This is a genomic window from Mesorhizobium norvegicum (assembly GCF_004919685.1).
In the GTDB taxonomy this organism is placed as follows: domain Bacteria; phylum Pseudomonadota; class Alphaproteobacteria; order Rhizobiales; family Rhizobiaceae; genus Mesorhizobium; species Mesorhizobium norvegicum.
This window is the reverse complement of the sequence record NZ_SMYZ01000004.1, coordinates 185,438-200,880: the sequence shown is the minus strand read 5'-3', so window position 1 is coordinate 200,880 and position 15,443 is coordinate 185,438. Positions and strand designations below refer to the sequence as shown.

12 protein-coding genes are annotated in these 15,443 nt (G+C 63.2%); 1 reads left to right on the top strand and 11 read right to left on the bottom strand.

The window, feature by feature from the left end; translation table 11 throughout:
- Nucleotide 1: 1 nt before the first annotated feature.
- Genes icmH through tssA form a run of 11 tightly spaced genes read right to left on the bottom strand, consistent with a single transcriptional unit; the run spans nucleotide 2 to nucleotide 12,012 of the window.
- Complete coding sequence (gene icmH, locus FCU66_RS02855; RefSeq protein WP_136619373.1) at nucleotides 2-1,324, bottom strand: type IVB secretion system protein IcmH/DotU; 1,323 nt, start codon at nucleotides 1,322-1,324, stop codon at nucleotides 2-4.
- Nucleotides 1,325-1,328: 4 nt separating this feature from the next.
- Nucleotides 1,329-2,663, bottom strand: coding sequence for a type VI secretion system baseplate subunit TssK (gene tssK, locus FCU66_RS02850; protein ID WP_136619374.1), 1,335 nt, complete (start codon nucleotides 2,661-2,663; stop codon nucleotides 1,329-1,331).
- A gap of 39 nt (nucleotides 2,664-2,702) precedes the next feature.
- The gene (tssJ, locus tag FCU66_RS02845; RefSeq protein WP_136619375.1) at nucleotides 2,703-3,155 is read right to left on the bottom strand and encodes a type VI secretion system lipoprotein TssJ; all 453 of its coding nucleotides are present in this window, start codon (nucleotides 3,153-3,155) and stop codon (nucleotides 2,703-2,705) included.
- Nucleotides 3,156-3,158: 3 nt separating this feature from the next.
- Nucleotides 3,159-4,631 (bottom strand): type VI secretion system-associated FHA domain protein TagH, encoded by a 1,473-nt coding sequence (gene tagH, locus FCU66_RS02840; RefSeq protein WP_136619376.1) that lies wholly within the window; start codon nucleotides 4,629-4,631, stop codon nucleotides 3,159-3,161.
- Entirely contained in the window at nucleotides 4,628-5,695 is a 1,068-nt protein-coding gene (gene tssG / locus FCU66_RS02835) for a type VI secretion system baseplate subunit TssG (RefSeq protein ID WP_136619377.1), read from the bottom strand. Before tssG ends, tagH begins: the two co-directional genes overlap by 4 nt.
- Nucleotides 5,659-7,533, bottom strand: a complete 1,875-nt coding sequence (tssF, locus tag FCU66_RS02830; RefSeq protein WP_136619378.1) for a type VI secretion system baseplate subunit TssF — start codon at nucleotides 7,531-7,533, stop codon at nucleotides 5,659-5,661. The genes tssG and tssF overlap by 37 nt, the downstream gene beginning before the upstream one ends.
- Before the next feature lies 1 nt (nucleotide 7,534).
- Entirely contained in the window at nucleotides 7,535-8,290 is a 756-nt protein-coding gene (gene tssE, locus FCU66_RS02825; protein ID WP_136619430.1) for a type VI secretion system baseplate subunit TssE, read from the bottom strand.
- Nucleotides 8,277-8,738, bottom strand: a complete 462-nt coding sequence (locus tag FCU66_RS02820; protein WP_136619379.1) for an Hcp family type VI secretion system effector — start codon at nucleotides 8,736-8,738, stop codon at nucleotides 8,277-8,279. The genes tssE and FCU66_RS02820 overlap by 14 nt, the downstream gene beginning before the upstream one ends.
- Before the next feature lie 46 nt (nucleotides 8,739-8,784).
- Nucleotides 8,785-10,290: a type VI secretion system contractile sheath large subunit gene (gene tssC, locus FCU66_RS02815; RefSeq protein ID WP_136619380.1), complete on the bottom strand. Its 1,506-nt coding sequence runs from the start codon at nucleotides 10,288-10,290 to the stop codon at nucleotides 8,785-8,787.
- 3 nt (nucleotides 10,291-10,293) lie between these two features.
- Nucleotides 10,294-10,833, bottom strand: coding sequence for a type VI secretion system contractile sheath small subunit (tssB, locus tag FCU66_RS02810; RefSeq protein ID WP_136619381.1), 540 nt, complete (start codon nucleotides 10,831-10,833; stop codon nucleotides 10,294-10,296).
- Between the two features lie 6 nt (nucleotides 10,834-10,839).
- Nucleotides 10,840-12,012 (bottom strand): type VI secretion system protein TssA, encoded by a 1,173-nt coding sequence (gene tssA / locus FCU66_RS02805; RefSeq protein WP_136619382.1) that lies wholly within the window; start codon nucleotides 12,010-12,012, stop codon nucleotides 10,840-10,842.
- A 314-nt stretch (nucleotides 12,013-12,326) separates the two neighbouring features.
- Between tssA and tssH the strand changes: the two genes are divergently transcribed.
- The gene (gene tssH, locus FCU66_RS02800) at nucleotides 12,327-15,131 is read left to right on the top strand and encodes a type VI secretion system ATPase TssH (RefSeq protein ID WP_136619383.1); all 2,805 of its coding nucleotides are present in this window, start codon (nucleotides 12,327-12,329) and stop codon (nucleotides 15,129-15,131) included.
- Nucleotides 15,132-15,443: the final 312 nt, after the last annotated feature.

Below are 15,443 nucleotides of genomic sequence, written 5' to 3'. Positions count from 1 at the left end.
CTCACAGCCTCTTTTCGACAAGCACCTCGACGCGGCGGTTCAAGGCTCGCCCCTGGCGCGTGCTGTCGCTGGCCACTGGATCGGTGGCAGCGCGGCCCTCGGAATGGACGCGGTCCCGTGGCACTCCGTTCTGGACCAGCATGTCGGCAATCGTCTGGGCGCGAGCCTCGGACAGTCGCTGGTTGGTCGACAGCGGATTGGTCTTCTGCAGAGGAACGCTGTCCGTATGACCGATCACCGTGATGTTCCCGATCAGCTCCTGATTGGCGAGGATCACCTTGGCTATCGAACCGATCAGGGGCTCGAAGCCTTCGGTCAGTTGTGGTCGCGACGACTGGAACAGTTCGGGGTTGGAGGCCTGGATGACCAGCTTGGCCAGCGAGACGCTCTCGGTGCCGCTGAGGGCGGATCTGAGGTCGGCTGGCGCTTCGGCCTGAAATTCCGGCAACAGCGCAAAATCCACTTTCTCCGGCGGCGGGGCCTCGACCTTGGGTGACGTACGGCTGATGTCGCCACGTGCAGGCGGGGGCAAGGCGCGCACAAGTGCGGAAAGCTCGACCGCCTGGCTGCTCAGCCCCATGGAGAGCCCGATATGGATTGCCGTGGCAACAACCGCCGCACCGAGCGCCATGACCCAGATCGGAACGATGAAGCGCTGCGGCTCGTCGGATGCGATCACGCCCTTCCAGTTTGGCGACAGTGGTGCGCCTTCGGCGTCGGCATCGCGCAGGAAGCGTGCCGCCGCCACGCGTACGGCGTTGAGCGAGCGGTCGCCTGACCGGCCCGGCACGCGATATTTGCCGCGAAAGCCGAGCGCCATGCAATCATACTGCAGTTCCAGCAATTCGCGATCGCGGTTGGGATGGCGTTCCAGTTCGTCGAGACGCGTGAAGAACTGCGTTCCGGCATCGACATCGCCGCGCAGCATGACCACAAGCGGCTGCCGCGGCCAAGCGCTGGCCCCGCCCCATGGCGTGTTCAAAGCCAGATCGTCGAGCAACGCAGCCACGACCCAGGCTGCCTGGTCGGCACGCTCCATCGAGGATCCCGTCGACATTGCCGTGTCGCGTGCCCGGACCAGTTCTTCGAGCAATCGGGTGCGCAACGCTTCCGGATTCTCCGGCGGCAGCGCACTTTCAAGCTCGGGAGCGAATTCGAGCAAGGGCGCGAATGCGTTGACAAGCGCGTTCGGGTGAGTGCGAGACCGCTTTACCGCCGCGCCCGGCAAGAGCGGCGCCATCGGTCGCGGCATCGGCGCGCCGGTCAGGCGTATGCGGGTGCGTTCGCGATCCTCCGACAGTCCGAAAGGATCATCGCGGCTCATGATCTCACCTGTTCACCGAATAGCAGTCCACCTGCGGCTCGCTCGGCAACACGCCCGAAACGCCGATGACGAAGCCGGGAGCATCGAGCAGCGACGCCCAGTGCTCGCTTTTCTGGTCCAGTTCGAGACACAGCCGGTCGCCATCGTAGGGGATCTCGCGCGGCTGGGAGTGAAGCGGTTTCAGCGGAATGCCGGGCAAACGCGATTTCCACAGACCCTCGAACTGGTCGGCCGAGCCGACAGTCGCCTGATTGACGAATATCTTGCGCAGCGCGTCCTCCGACAGCTCCGAACCGACCCGGATGACGATCCGGCTGGCCACCAGCAGCTTCGGGTTGTCGATGCGGATTTTCCAGACATTGGTCGAATGCCGCATGACAGGCAGCGCACGCGATTTCGGCTCGATGTAACGCAGGCTGAGGATGAGCGAGCGCAGCGCATCCGCCAGCGCTGAATAGGCGGGGCCTGGCGCCATGTGATCGTAGGCGGGCAACTCGCCCAGCCGCCGCGCGCTCGATCCGTAGGTGGCCATCGAACCGGCGAGCCCGGCAAGTTCCAGGTAAAGCTCGGCCGGATGGAAGACATCCTGCGCCAGCATGTGGGCCAGCCGCGGACGCGCGGCATTGGCGAGATTGAGCATCAGCAGATCTTCGACGCTGCGCCCAGGCCCGCCCATGACCATCTTGCCATGCGCCTCGGCGATCTGGTCGAGGCCCGTGACAACCTCCAGAAGCAATTGCCGATACCAGGCCACCGCGCCGGTAATCAGTGTCGGCGGCAGGAAGGCCTCGTCCACGGAGACGCCGCCATCGGCTCGAACCCCCTTGAGGTCGGCTATCGGCAGGGCGGTGTAGCCACCGATCGACTTGCCGGGTGCAAGCAGCAGCGCCTGCGGACGGGCGATCTCGATTTCTTCAGGATCTGAACCCCCCTGGACGGCGTCACGCACCGAAACGATCCGCCCGTGATAGCGTGCTCCCGAGGCGGCGGCGTGTGCCGGATCGAAACCGACACCGCCCGGAGGCTCCAGCGGCAAGGCAACCATCACCGGCCCGGCGCCCGTGTCTGGGGTGACCAGCAGTGGTCGCGGCGCGTCCATCATGTCTGGAATGGAGAAAGGTGTCCCGTCCGGAAAGATGCCCCGTGCCGACAGGATCGAGATCTGGCCGGCATCCAGCAAGGCCTGATCCAGCGTCAGCTGCTGAAAGCCGAACGTATGCAACTGCCCGGCCTGCAACGCGCCGCGCACCGTCGCCTCGAAGAAACGATCCTGCTGCTGGAAATGCTGGGTCCGGAGAAACAGACCTTCGGACCACAACACCCTGTTTGCATCGCTCATGCCGCTACTCTCTGCATTGAGCTCCCCTTGCCCTGGCCGCTAGGCGGAAATGCCGCCGCTGCCAAGCGTGACATTGATTGTGAATTTTGATCCCGCCGACACTGACTTGGTCGTCCGCCAGTTCCTGCCGGTGGGCTCGCGGATCAGTGCAACGAAGCCCAGCGCCGTCGCGTCCGGCTCGACCGTGATGGTCTTGGACGCGGATTTTCCCGGCCCGACGGCGATCTGGTCGGACCCGATAAGATCGCCGGCCAGCGCGGAACCGGCATCCCCCTGCAGGGCAAAATAGTCGGCGGAATTGAACTTGCCGGTGCTGCGCAGCCGCATCACGAGGACCGTCACCGGCCGGTCGCCGCCGCCTGGTCCCGGGTTCATACCAGCCCCGCCGCTCACGTTGACGGTGATCACCGATGGTTTCGGTGGGCCGCTCTGGCAAGCCGTAAGCAGCCCGGTTGCGCCCAGGGCAACGATGAATTCGCGTCGATCGATCATGTCTCACTCCTCCTCATATGCATCCCGAAAATCAGCGCCGATTTCACCCAGGAAGCTTTTTTCCGCGCTCTCGGCGATGTCACGGTGGCGTTTCTGGTAAAGCTCCCACAGCTTGGCGCCGCGCCCGCCCGAAAGCAGGGTGCCGATCGCGGAATTGGATTTCAGCTCTTCCTCGATCGCTGCCGGGTCAAAACGGTCGATCATCCGCCGCAAGGCGCCCTGTACGCCGCGCCAGGCGCGCACGTGATGTTGAGCGAGATCGCGAACCGCATCCGCGATTGCCGCTTCGCCGGCGAGAAATCCGGGGCTGCGCTCGGCGAGGAGCGTGACGATGGCGTCGTCCACCGTCGGCAGAAACTTGAGCGGATTGACTTCGGACGCCCCGACCATGGTCTGGGCGACGCGAGCGTTTCCCTTTTCCTCGGCCCGCTTGCGCAGAAGCTGCATCAGGCCTTCCATCATCAGTCGATATTCGCGGCCAAACTTCTCCATTTCCGCAATGCTGTCGCGCCCGGGGAAATCGGCTTCCTCGACACCCATGCCGCGCAGGAATGCGGAGCGAAGCGCCATGTCCCCCAGCTGCGGCGCTGCCGGCCGGCGAGCGGGTTTGGGGGAGGCACCTGTCCGCGCTGGCGGCGGGACGTCAGCCGCTTGCACGGGCAAATCCCAGGGATTGGCGGATTGTGGTCGTTGGGCGATGCGCTCGCGCTGTCCGGCCGAGCCGGTGCCGTTTGCCGAACCGGGCGCCGCGGCTGATCCGAAACCAAAATCATCATTGAAATCGGACGGCTTTCCATGATCGCGTTCGGCCCCGCGGCGGGGGGACGGCACGGGGTCGAGGCTGAATGGGTCCGCCTGGTTCGCCGCGTCGCCCGGTTCGAGGTAAGGGGCGGCATTTTTCGACACAGGCGTTGAAACCGGATCGAGGCTGAACGGGTCATCGAAAGCAGGCGAACTGCGCTGGCCGGAGGTGGCACGCTCGAACGCGCCCGGAACCGGCTGCTCGAACGGGTTCGGCAGGTCCGCCGGACGTGGCCGTCGCGGCTCTTCTTCGACCGTGGCGGAAAAGAAGTCGTCGCGGCCGATGCTCACCGGCGCCCGGGATGCCGGCGGCAGGCGTTCCGGAACCGGCTGGCCGGCTGTGGGTGCTTGGGCGGTTGGCGTCTGCAGATCGACATAGACGACGTAGTCACCCAGTCTTAGCCGCATGCCGCTTTGAAGGCGCGTCGACTTGCCGGCGCCGAGCGGACTGTCAGAGTCGTTTATGAACAATCCGCTGCTTGACGTATCGGTGACGAAATATCCATCCCGCCCGCCCGAGATCCTGCAATGAGCGCGCGAAACGAACATGTCGGGATCGTCGATCTGCCAGCCTGCGTCCGCGCTGCGGCCGATCACCAGCTCGCCCTCGTCCAGCCGGGTCTGCCGTACCGCCTGGGTGCGTGGCCCTCGCTCCAGCGTCAGCAGCAGGCTCATGCCGCGACCCCCGCCATTTCCGGCCGCCATCCGACGATTGTCCGCAGCCGCAGATCGTCAGCATCGCCCCTTTCAAAGGGTCGCGCAAGCCAGGCGGTTCGGCCGAGCTGGACCGCACCGAGACGGGGCGGCGGCACGGCTTCGCGTGCAAGCACGACCCGCAGGTCGACGTCGAGCGATTCCCCGACCATGTCGCGAACGGCTTGCTTGAACAGTTTGAGCCGCTGGCCGCCAGGCAGGAACGCCTTGAAGTCCTCGTACCCCAGCGGGCCGACACGCAGTTCGATCCGGCTTTGGCGGTTGAAGACGCGCGGGCCTATCGTCGCCCCCCGGCCGAGCCCTGCATAGGCTGTTGCAAGGCGGGTCTGGAGCCCGGCTGGGATGGTTATCCAGGCGGCGATGAACTCTTTGATCTGAACCGGCACCTTGAACGCTTCCGCCAGGAACAGCGTCAGCCGTTCCGGGCCGTCGACCTGGCTGGCGAGCGAAGCTGCCTGGCGAAGCTTTACTGTATCGAGATCGGTGCTCTGGGTGCCGGGAAGTCCTATTCCCGCCATGGCTTCAAGCATGGCGCGAACGCGCCCACCGACCGCGCGTTCGACCTGTACGGCCGGATGCGCATCCGCCCATGCCCGATAATACAGGGCGATCATGCGGTGCTGCAGAATGTTGACGAAGTCCAAGAATGTCGTGTCGCTGGTTTGCTGGGCATCGGCGCCGGTGAACCAGCGCTGCGACAGACGATCGAGCACCCAGCGTGTCAAATGCAGCGGCAGCGGACCTTCGGGTCCCATCAGGCCGAGATTTGCGACCGTGACCCTGGCCGGAGCCTTGTCGTTCGCTTCGCGGAATTCAACCACGTCCCTGGCCGAAAAGCTGAGACGCACATGCTGTCCGAGCCTTGCGGGCTCGCGCTCCGGCGAGCCGGAATAGCCGAACAGCCCGCCCCTCCGTTCAAGCCGGCGCAACAGCTCGAAGAAGTCGAACGTCTCGGACAGCGCCTCGACCTGGTTCGGGTCGAATGTGCCTAGATCAGGTAGCGATTGCCGGGCGTCATCGGCCATGGCACATCCTCCTGCTTCTGCAGCAGCCGCGTGCGGGTTCGCACAAAGCCGTTTATACCGGCATGACGGGCAAACAGCCGTGCAAGCAAGGCCGAAAGCAGCAATGTGCTTTGCCCTGCCAGGACCGACTGGTCGACATGCAATGTCACTTCCGTGCCGCGTCCGAAGCACATCGGCCCGTCGATCTGCAGCCGTTCGATGACCGACCGCGAGTCTATGCGAACGATCGAATGCACGTTGCGGGCAAGGCTCGGATCTCCCCGGTCGGCGTAAAGATCGAGCAGCGCATGCAGCGGATCGACGCCGCGGCCTTCCTTGGCAAGGCTGAGAAAGTTGAGCGCCAGTTGCGCCACCAGCCGCCAGGCGAGATTGTCGGCGCGGGATTCGCCCGCCGCGCCCAAAGGCAGCGCCGCCGGGATGGCCGGGCGAGGCGGACGCAGCGCGCCGAGAAGCCGCACCGTTTCGACCGGGTCGCCGGCCTCCAGCGTCAAAGTGGGATTGTCATCGAGGATCGGCAAATCGCGGTTGGTGCAAAGCGCCACGATGTCGACACGCTTCAGCGGCCGGTTCGCCGGGCTTTCCACCGGGCGTGAAATTGCCAGGAAGACATCGTCCCCTGCGTAGGAGGTGCGGGTCAGTCCGTCGCGCCGCTCGTCTTCCGTCGCGCGACGAGGGCGCCGCTCGGTGGAGTAGACCCAGCCACTGCCGCGGTTCTGACCCAGGCTGAAGAGCTCTGGAATTTCGGCATCGCTGCCCCCGGTGTCTGCGTCCTCCACGCGGATGACCCGATAGATTTCGAAGTCGCGCGCCCGCGTTCGGTCGGCGTGCAGCACCTGGCGCGTCTTGCGCGGATCAAGCTCGATGACGTTGCACTCACGCTCGAAGAGATTGATGATCGGCGTTGCGAAAAGTTCGAAATCGGCCGGTGTCAAGTCGGCAAGCTCGGGCACCGGACGCCTGAACATGAAGATGATCTCGAGCCCGGCCGCGCATCGGCGCACGACGGGCTGCAGCCCGGAAACCCGCGCATAGTGAAAGCGCTCGGGCATCATGAAATATTCGCGCAGCAGACGGTACCCCTCGAATGTCGGACGGGTACGAGGCATCAGGGACTCGTCGTCGCTGATGCCGATCATTTCGGGTTCCGGCAAGGGCGATAGGGGATTGGTCTTGCCTTCCGCGCGCGCGCCAACGGCCGAGCAGGCGCCGAAAATCGCGTCGAAAAGCAGGGGTGCCTTGGTACGCCCGGCAAAGTAGAGATCAAGCCGGTCGAGCGACAGTTCGTCGAGCCTGCCTTTTCCGGTTCGGGTCAGCACGATGCGGAGCGCCGCCTCGCCGGCCACACCGCCGATCGGCGCTATGCCCGCCGTCGCCAGCGCGCTGCGATCTTGAAAATAGCTTACCGAAGTGACCGCTATCGGCCACAGCGTGATGTCCTGGGCGGTGGTGAAGGTGCAGCGCGTCGAAAGGCCGGGTTGCAGGCCGGAGACCAGCCGGGTGTTGCGCTTGACGACATGGCCGGCAACCATCGTCTGGACCTGCTGGCCGGGTTTCAGCACCACCATCGCCGTTGCCGGTGCCGGCGTGACCAGGTCGGGATAGAGGACATCCAGCACGCTGCGTGAAAACCGCGAGCGTTCGGCGTCGACTTTCAGCCGGGTGCGCGCCGCCAGGAAAGCGACGCCGTCAAGCAACCGCTCGACATACGGATCCGGACACGGCACCGTGTCGAGCGAGAGATTGCGCGCCACCGCCGGATGCAGGTCGGCAAATTCCGCCGCCAGCGCGCGGATATGGGTCAGTTCCTCCTCGTAATATTCTACGAAGACCCGATCCATCTCAGGCCTCCCTAAATTCGGTCCGCGCCAAGCCGTTATCGAGATTGATCGTGGTGCGCAGGCGCATGCGTTCCGGCGTCGGCGTCATGATCAGCACGGCGTCAATCTCGATCTTCAAACCCACGCTCTTGTCGCCAAGCGTCACCGTGACCTTCGTCGTACTTTCCTTGAGGCGTGGCTCGAACGTCGCAAGCACCGAGCGGATCTCGCGTGCCAGCGCCTCACGATCAAAGTCACGGGAGGAACGGCCCGAGAAGGAGGGTACGCCGTAGTTGATCACGCTTCGACGCACCTCCGGAAAATCGGCGAGCGACGGCGGGTTGTCCGCTGCCTGCTCGCTTTCGAGATCGGAAAGAAGCGGAACAGCCTCGAAACGCTCGGTGTTGAACAGGGCCTCGATGTCGCGCCGCACAGCCTCCCGGAGCACGCGGGCCGACACGACCACGCCGCGGCTTTCCATCTCCACGCGGTGCTGGGTCTGAAAGGCCAGGCGGTGCAGACGCCGCTTCTGATCGGCCGTCAACTCCGCATCGGCATCGATGAGCCGCGCGCTGCCCGCAACCAAGCTCTCCAGCCGGTCCACGCCAAGCTCATCCTGCAGGGCCTGGCGCAGCCCATCTATCTCGGAGGTCATGCCCGGCAGGTCGTTTACCAGGCGGTCCCAGAGAGAGGGCTGGACCGCTTCGCGTTTTGCTCGCGAACTACCGGTAACCTGCAGCTTGTCCGCGTCGGGCCGCCGGCCCTCACTTGCCGACATAGACATCCATTTCGATCTCGTCGTCCTTGTCGTAGACGAACTTGATCTTCTTGTAGGCAAAGCTGACTTCTTCCTCGATCAGGTCGGCCTCGTCTTCGGCCTGCTGCATGTCGTATTCCATGATCGAGGCGTCGGTCAGGGTGACGACCAGGTAGTCGCTGGTTTCTCCATCGATTGTCCGGCGTGCCGAAAACACCACTTCGTCGAGCGCCTTGTTCTCGAACAGCGCTTTTTTCAGATAGGGCGAGGACTTGTCGTAATGCTTGGTGAACTTGATCATGCCCAAGGAGACCCGGCCGCGCCGCGAGAGCGAATTCGGATCGTATGGCGCGACGATCTTGTAATCGACCCCATGAACTTCGATTTCGTCCTCATGGCCGTCGCGCTTGCTCGGCCCCTTGATATCCGGAACTTTCAGAAAGCCATCGATCTTCGTAGTTGTCGGCATTATCTTTCTCCACCGCTTTCAAAAACCAGGATGTTGTTGCTGCAAATCAAGTCTTCACGGACGGCAGCTCCGACACCAGTCGGAGCGAGGCATTGATGCCCTCGAGCTGGTAGTGCGGGCGCAGATAGAAGCGGGCGTTGTAATAGCCCGGCCGCCCCTCGACGCTGTCCACCTGAACCTCGGCCGCGGCAAGCGGGCGCTTGGCGCGCGCCTTGTCGTCGGCAAAGGCCGGGTTGGCCAACACGTATCGGTTGATCCATTCGGTCAGCCAGATCTGCATGTCGGAGCGCTCTTTGAACGAGCCGACCTTGTCGCGCGCAATGGCCTTGAGGTAATGCGCAAAGCGCGAGACCGGGAAGAGATAGGGCAGGTTGGCGCTCAGCCGCTCATTGGACTGCGCGTCGGGGTCGACCAGCCGTCCCGCCCGTGTCTCGTCGTCCTGCAGTGAGTGTGCGCCGATGAAGGCCGCGAGATCGGTATTCTTTCGATGCAGGATCGGCATCAGGCCAAGCTTGGCCAGTTCCGCTTCGCGCCGGTCGTCGATGGCGACTTCCGTCGGACATTTCATCGCGATCGACCCGTCGTCGGTCGGGAAACTGTGCACCGGCAGGTTGAGGACTGTGCCGCCATTCTCGACGCCGCGGATCTGCGTGCCCCAGCCATAGAGCTTGTGGCTGCGGTTTATGTTTACGCCCATCGGGAAGGCGGCGTTCATCCAGACATATTTGTTGTGATCGCCATGCACCTCTTCCTCGAAGGTGAAGCCCTTCACCGGAACGGTATCCGTGCCATAGGGCAGCCGTGCCAGAACGCGCGGCATGGTCAGGCCGATATAGCGGGCGTCCTCGCTCTCGCGCAGCGACTGCCACGAGGCATAGGCCGGGTTGGAGACGATCTGCTGCAGATCTTGCGGGTTCGGTAATTCCTGCCAGCTGTCCATGCGGAACAGGCGTGGCGAGGCGGCTGCGATAAACGGCGTGTGCGCCGAAGCACAGATGCCGGAGATGTTGCGCAGCAGACCGACGTCGCGCGGGTGGTTCGAGAATTCGTAGGCGCCAATCACACAGCCGATCGGCTCGCCGCCAAGCATCGAATACTCGTCCGTATAGACTTTCTTGAAGATCGGGCTCTGGTCCCACATCTGGCCTTCATAGTCTTCGAGCGTGTCGGCCAGTTGCTCCTTGGAGATGTTCATCACCCGGATCTTCAGCTTCTGATCCGTCTCGGTGTTGTTGATGAGATACCAAAGGCCGCGCCATGTGCCTTCCATCTCACGCACTTCGGGCGCGTGCAGGATCTCGTTGACCTGTGTCGTCAGCATCTTGTCGATGCCCGCGATCAGCGACTTGATCGACTTGATCGCATTGGACGAGATGGTGGTGGTATCGGAACGGGACTGTGCTGCGAGGGCGAGATTGCGCACGAGTTGCTGCAGCTTTTCGCTGTCGTCCTTCTTGACCTTGAAATCCTTCTCGAGGAGCCCGCTGAATTCTCCAAGGTCGATGGCTTCGGCCTCGGCGGCGACGGCGGCGGTCTTTTGCTGTTCGGCCATGATTTACTCCCCTGCCTTGTCGTCGTCGGCCAGCGCCTGGCTGGCGATCTTGCCAAGAAGCGGTTCGTTGTTCAGAAGCTGCGCGATGCGTTTTTCGGCGTCGACACGGCCATCCATGAAGCCGAGCAGTTCCTCGAGTTGGCGACGCATCTTGAGGATCTCGGCCAGTTGCGGAACTTGCTCGGCGATCTTGTCCGGGGCGAAATCGCCCATTCTGGAAAATGTAAGATCGAGCGCCAGTTCCTCGTCCCGCTCGGCGCCCTCAGCCTGCGGCAGTGTATTCTTCACGCGGGCCTTTACCCGTGGTCCGAGCGCCTCCATGAACTTGGGGAAGCGGTTCGCGTCGGTCTCGACAAAGGAGCGGTCCAGCACCGACTTTGACGCTTCCTTGGTCTGCGAAGCACCGGAAAGGTCGGCCATCACGCCCATGACGAACGGCAGTTCGATCGTCGTCGGGCTACCGTAGGTTTCCACGTCGTAGGCGATCTGCACCCGCGGCGCGCGATTTCGTTCGATGACCTTCGCTTTGCTTTCGGCTGGCATGTGTTGTTACCTTTCATCCTTCTGAGCCGTCTTCTTGACGTCGGGAACGCCGGCAAGGAGCCGGAATTCCTTCAGCCCCGACGGGGCGAGATCTTCCATCAGTTCAACGAAATCCATATGCACCATTCGGCGCACACGCCGCGCCAGGTGCGGAATCGGGCTCGACGGTTCGGTGCGGTCATAGAAGGCGACGACGAGGTCGAGGCATTTCACCACGTCGTCGCGCGAGGAGATCCGGTCGGGAAGCCCCGTGCTCGAGTCCGCGTAGCTTGCCGCACTTGCCATAGTATCGGCTCCATGACCGTTTCGAGCAGGCGTTGCCGGTTCTGCCGGCGTGGGCGGCTTGGCCGCGCCATTCGCCACGGCGCCGGCTGCCGAATTCCGTTCGAGGGTCGTCAGCAAACGCTGCAGAAACCGTTTTAATTCCGGAACAGGAGCGCCGCTGCTCTCGAGACGAGTGTTGAGGGCGGTCTCGACCGCATCCAGGGCCGCGATCGCTGCCCTGGCGTCGGCGACGAGCAAGACCATCTCTGCGTTGGCTTGATCCATCTGTGCCGCACATCCGGCACGCACCCGGTTCAACAATTGTCCGTGCGCACTAACCAGTGCGGCCTTTTCTGCCGCATTCAATCCCGAGGCGGCTTCCTGGAGCATGACACGGTCGTCGAGCGCACCCTTTTCCAGATCCTTGCCCTGAATCGGGCCGATTGCACGCGGCGCAAAGAACGTCATTTGCCGCAGGTTCGCCAACAACCCCTCCTGACCATTCTGGAGGTCGAGCAGCGCGTTGATGCGGCGCAAGGCGGCATCGCGTGGCGAAGCGTTGGGCCGCAGCGCCGGATGCATGGTTTCCCAATGCTGATCGAAGGTCTGCGCAATAAGGGTCAGCCCCTGCGCGAGACCGGCCAGTCCTTCTTCATTGGCCAGCGCGCGCGTGACGATGACGAGCAGGCGCAGGTCCCGGCCATGCGCGCGCAATTCCTCCGCCTTGGCGAGCACCGCAGGCCAGTCGACCGGAATGGTGCTTTGCGAGGCGGGTTTGTTTTGGCCGTCGTGGACGACCTTGATCTCGGGTTCCGTCAGGCGCTCCAGCTCATGAAAAGCCGGGTCGTTGCGCAAATCCTCCCCTGACGGATTTTCACCGTCGAGCGGAGCAAGCCAGAGTGCGACATCAATCACACCAACCCCCAGCGATCGGCCTTCAAACCGTACGTGACCCTACGGTATCACACGGTTGCACTTTACCACAATTCAAGCACTGCTCAAAAAATTAACGAAAGCTGACCAGACCGCGTCTGCGGTGCCGAAACCCTTGGCCAGATTGCCGGCCTTGCATGTGAAATGCATTGCATGAAGGCGGGCAATTGCGTGGTTGTTTGCAGCCGATGGTGCGGTACTTTCCACAAATGGAAGGGGCGCTGTCCACCACGCGCTTTGTCAAGTGACGGCTTATGTGGCAGGTTATCGACTGGCAGATTGCAGGAGCACGTTCGATGGAACAGCGCCGGTCATCGCAGACCTTCAAACGCAAGGAACTGGTCGGCAAGCTCAATCCTGTCGGTGTGCGCGCCTTCAAGGCCGCGGCCGACACCGCCAAACTGCGCGGCAATCCTTACGTCGAGCTCGTCCACTTCATCGAGCAACTGGTGCTTTCCGACCGCTCGGATGTGCAAATGATAATCGCCGATGCGGGCGTGGATGCGAGCCGGCTCACCGCCGACATGACCCGCGCCGTCGACAAGCTGCCTTACGGCGCAACGTCGATCGAGGAATTTTCCGACCATATCTTCCATGCCATCCAGGAAGCCTGGAACCTGGCGACGCTCGAGTTCGGCGTCGAGGAAGTCCGCAGCGCCCATATTCTCCTTGCCTGCCTGAAGACGCCGGTGCTGGAAGGCCTGCTGTCGAAGATCAGCGGCGAGTTTGACAAGATCGACGCCGCCGCGGTCATTGCACGGTTCGCCGATGTCATGGAGGGCTCGCTCGAAGCCCGCGCAGGCATAGCGGTTTCCGCGGCCGAAACGCCGAAGCGCCCTCCGGGCGGGGATTCGGCGCTGGCGAAATACGCCACCGACCTGACCCAGCGCGCTCGCGACGGCAAGATCGATCCGGTCGTCGGCCGCGATCCGGAGATCAGGCAAATCGTCGATATCCTGATGCGACGTCGGCAAAACAACCCGATCCTGACCGGTGAGGCTGGCGTCGGCAAGACCGCGGTCGTCGAGGGCTTTGCCTTGCGTATTGCAGCAGACGACGTGCCGCCCACACTGCAAGGCGTCAGTGTGCGCATGCTCGATGTCGGATTGATGCAGGCGGGTGCAAGCGTGAAGGGCGAGTTCGAAAAACGGCTGAAGGCGGTCATCGATGAGGTGCAGTCTTCCGAAACGCCGGTCATCCTGTTCATCGATGAGGCCCACACCTTGATTGGCGCAGGCGGCGCGGCTGGAACCGGTGACGCGGCCAATCTCTTGAAGCCGGCGCTGGCGCGCGGCGAATTGCGTACGATCGCGGCAACGACCTGGGCCGAATACAAGCAGCACATCGAGAAAGACCCGGCGCTGACCCGCCGCTTCCAGGTGGTAAAAATCGACGAGCCTTCGGAGGCGGTGGCCGTTCTCATGTTGCGCGGTGTCGCCGGCGTTCTGGAGCAGCACCACAAGGTGCAGATACTGGATGAGGCGATCGAAGCGGCGGTCGGCCTGTCGCATCGCTACATCCCGGCGCGGCAACTGCCTGACAAGGCGGTGAGCCTTCTCGACACCGCTTGCGCCCGTGTCGCCATATCGCAGCACGCTACACCGGCCGAGGTCGAGGACATCATCCGTCGCCGCCAGGCGCTGGAGGTCGAGCGCGGCATCATCGGTCGCGAGGCTGCGATCGGCATCGAGGTGAACGATCGGCAGGCACGCGTCGACACCGGGTTGGCCGAAACCGAAGTCACGCTCGCAGCCGCGCAGCAGCGTTGGGATCGGGAAAAGGCACTCGTTGCCGAAATACTCGAACTGCGCGCCAGGCTGCGCGGCGAAGGTGTCCCACTCGATGCGGTGGAGACGCCGGAGAGCGAAACGGCCGGCGCGGACGCAGTTGAAGCTCCGCTGCCCAAGACCGAAACGCCCAAAGCAAAAGCGCCCAAGACCAAACCGGCCAAGACCAAACCGGCCAGGACGAGCGAGGAGGCAGCGGCGGCGACCGATGCCCCTCTACCCGATCCGGCCGCCGATCTCACCCGGCTGCGCGAACTGATGGCCGAACTGGCCGAGGCGCAAGGTGAGACGCCGCTGATCCTGCCGTCGGTCGACCGCAACGCCGTGGCGGCGGTCGTTCAGGACTGGACCGGTATCCCGACGGGGCGGATGCTGTCGAGCCAGACCGAAAAGGCGCTGCGGCTGGCCAGCACTCTGTCCGAACGCGTGGTCGGCCAGGATCACGCCATGGAGATGATCGCCAAGCGCGTGCAGACCAGCCGCGCCGGGCTCGGCGCGCCGGAAAAGCCGGTGGGCGTGTTCCTGCTCTGCGGCCCCTCGGGCGTCGGCAAGACCGAAACCGCATTGGCCTTGGCCGAGACGCTCTACGGCGGCGAGCAGAACCTCATCTCGATCAACATGTCCGAGTTCCAGGAAGCGCACACGGTCTCTACCTTGAAAGGGGCGCCGCCTGGATATGTCGGCTACGGCAAGGGCGGCATCCTGACCGAGGCGGTCCGCCGCAAACCCTACTCGGTGATCCTGCTCGACGAGGTCGAGAAGGCGCATCCTGACGTGCACGAAATCTTCTTCCAGGTCTTCGACAAGGGGATGATGGACGACAGCGAGGGCCGGCGCATCGATTTCAAGAACACGCTGATCCTGCTCACCTCGAATGTCGGCTCCGAAGTCATCATGGATCGGACCAGGAATGGCACGCTGCGGGCAGGGCTCGACGATCTGGACACCGCACTGCGCAGCCCCTTGCTGAAAGTCTTCCCTGCGGCCTTTCTCGGTCGGGTGGTGACCATTCCTTATTACCCGCTTTCGGATTCGATGATCGAAGCGATCACCCGCCACCAGTTCGCCAAGATCGCTCGCCGGCTGCGCGCGACCAACGACGCGGAACTGGTGATCGGCGATGGCGTCATGGATCTGGTCAAGGCCCGCTGCACCGAGATCGAATCCGGCGGGCGGATGATCGACGCCATTTTGACCAACACGCTTCTGCCGGAATTGAGCCGTGGCGTGCTGAACCGGTCGCTCGAGGGCGAAAAGATGACGAAGGTGACGGTTGGCGCCTCCAAGGAGGGCTTCACCTATTCCTTCGAGTAGCTTCAGGCGAATGTCGATGAAGCATCAGTAACCCAGGCTTGCCAGGGCGCAGCGTCGGGCGAACGGAGCCGATCTATGGCACCCGCCGGCCGATTGAACGATCTGGATGGGATATTTCATAGGCAAAAAATTCAAATAAATCAGTCAGTTTTGCAATCTGTCATCGCTAACAATGCCCGTTTCGACGGATGGAACAAAAGAATTGTCTCACACATTGACGTTAAATTAACACCAAGATATGGTTCTTTGATTCATTGGGTGCTCGTCGCTTTGTATCACCGTTGCTCGTCGATCGTTGCTATGTCTGTCGCC